General features: G+C 67.2%; 1 protein-coding gene and 1 pseudogene. Both read right to left on the bottom strand.

The window, feature by feature from the left end:
• Positions 1–384 (bottom strand): annotated as a pseudogene (locus H5J26_RS30615) (hypothetical protein); the annotation flags it as partial.
• 221 nt (positions 385–605) lie between these two features.
• Positions 606–1,733 carry a peptide chain release factor 2 gene (prfB, locus tag H5J26_RS30610; RefSeq protein ID WP_181769199.1) on the bottom strand — a complete coding sequence of 376 codons (1,128 nt, stop codon included), beginning with the start codon at positions 1,731–1,733 and terminating at the stop codon, positions 606–608.
• Positions 1,734–1,941: the final 208 nt, after the last annotated feature.

Below are 1,941 nucleotides of genomic sequence, written 5' to 3'. Positions count from 1 at the left end.
ACCGCCGGTGTCGCCACCCGTGTCACCACCGGTCGTGGTGTCGCCGGTGTCGCCGCCGGTCGTGGTGTCGCCGGTGTCGCCGCCGCTGACGGTGCCCTCGGTGTCGCCACCGGTGTCACCGCCGCTGACGGTGCCCTCGGTGTCGCCGCCGGTGGAGGTGTCGCCGGTGGTGCCCTCGGTGTCGCCACCGGTGTCACCGCCGCCGTCGCCACCACCGATGATGCCGCCGATGATGCCGCCGATGAGCCCCTGACCCTCTTCTGCAGAGTTGGAGCTGGTGTCCGCGGCCTGAGCGGCGCCCGCGGCCGTGAGCGAGGCGCCGACGGCGAACACGGCGCCGGCAGCAACGCGCGCCACACGCAGCCGCGTCTTCGATTTGATCATTCGCCAACTACCCCCAGTAGTTTCACTATTCGATGGAGCAGCTGTGTAGACGGGCTGCGGAGCCACTTGTCGGGACACGGACTTGTCCGTTCACCCCCGCACGCGCCCCTGACACAGGCATGCCGAGCGAACAGCTTTCCCATTTTTCACACCTCAGTCAAGCGAGGATGGTGTGAAATGCCCGTGCTGGCCTGCCAGTTCGGGGGATGCGGCTCGAATCGTTACTTGGAAGGGGCGGATTCCGCCTGCTCCTGCTGCTTCCGCCAGCGGATGCCCGCTTCGAGAAAGCCGTCGATATCACCGTCGAGAACGCCCTGGGGATTACCGACTTCATGTTCTGTCCGCAAGTCCTTCACCATTTGGTACGGGTGAAGAACGTAGGAACGCATCTGGCTGCCCCAGGAGTTGCCACCGTCACCCTTGAGCGCGTCCATCTTCGCCTGCTCCTCCTGGCGGCGGTGGGCGAGCAGCCGGGACTGCATGACGCGCATGGCTGCGGCGCGGTTCTGGATCTGTGACTTCTCGTTCTGGCAGGAGACGACGATGCCCGTCGGAATGTGGGTCATCCGCACCGCGGAGTCAGTGGTGTTGACGGACTGGCCGCCCGGCCCGGAAGAGCGGAACACGTCGATCCGCAGCTCGTTCTCGGGGATGTCGATGTGGTCGACCTGCTCCACCACGGGCAGGACCTCGACCCCGGCGAAGGAGGTCTGGCGGCGACCCTGGTTGTCGAAGGGCGAGATGCGCACCATGCGGTGGGTGCCCTGCTCGACGGAGAGGGTGCCGTACGCGTAGGGGGACTTGACCGTGAAGGTCGCGGACTTGATGCCCGCCTCCTCCGCGTAGCTGATGTCGAAGACCTCGGTCGGGTGGCCCTTGCGCTCGCTCCAGCGCAGATACATCCGCATCAGCTGCTCGGCGAAGTCCGCGGCGTCCACACCGCCGGCCTCGGCACGCACGCTGACGACCGCCTCACGCGGGTCGTACTCACCGGAGAGAAGGGTGCGGACCTCCAGCTCGTCCACGGCCTTTCGCACCGACTGAAGCTCGGACTCCGCCTCGCCGCGGGCGTCGGCGTCGTTCTCGCTGTCCGCGAGCTCGAAGAGCACCTCGACGTCGTCGATGCGGGAACGCAGCTCCTCGGCCTTGCGAAGCTGCCCCTGGAGATAGGAGAGCTTGCTGGTGACCTTCTGGGCGTTCTCCACGTCGTCCCACAGATCTGGGGCGGCCGCCTGCTCCTCGAGCGAGGCGATATCTGCCCTCATCTTGTCGAGGTCGATCACGGCCTCGATCGACTCCATGGTGGAGGAGAGGGACTTCAGCTCTTCGGAAACATCGACGACTGCCACACCTCCACCCTAACGGCTGGCCGTTGCGTCCGTTCGCGGCCCGGGAAGCCGCTTGCGCGGCCGCCCCCTTCACCCCTTCCGGTCAGGGTTCCTGGGGGCGTTCGACCGCGGGTGCGGGCTGAGTGGTGTCACCGTCGTCACCGGATGTGGCGAGCCAGCCCCCTACCGCGGCGACCGCGGCGACAGCCGTCGCGGCGGCACCCAGTTT

It is taken from the genome of Streptomyces albidus (ex Kaewkla and Franco 2022) (genome assembly GCF_013870515.1).
In the GTDB taxonomy this organism is placed as follows: Bacteria; Actinomycetota; Actinomycetes; order Streptomycetales; family Streptomycetaceae; genus Streptomyces; species Streptomyces albidus.
Note: the sequence above shows the minus strand (reverse complement) of the source record. Positions and strands in the feature narration are given on the sequence as shown.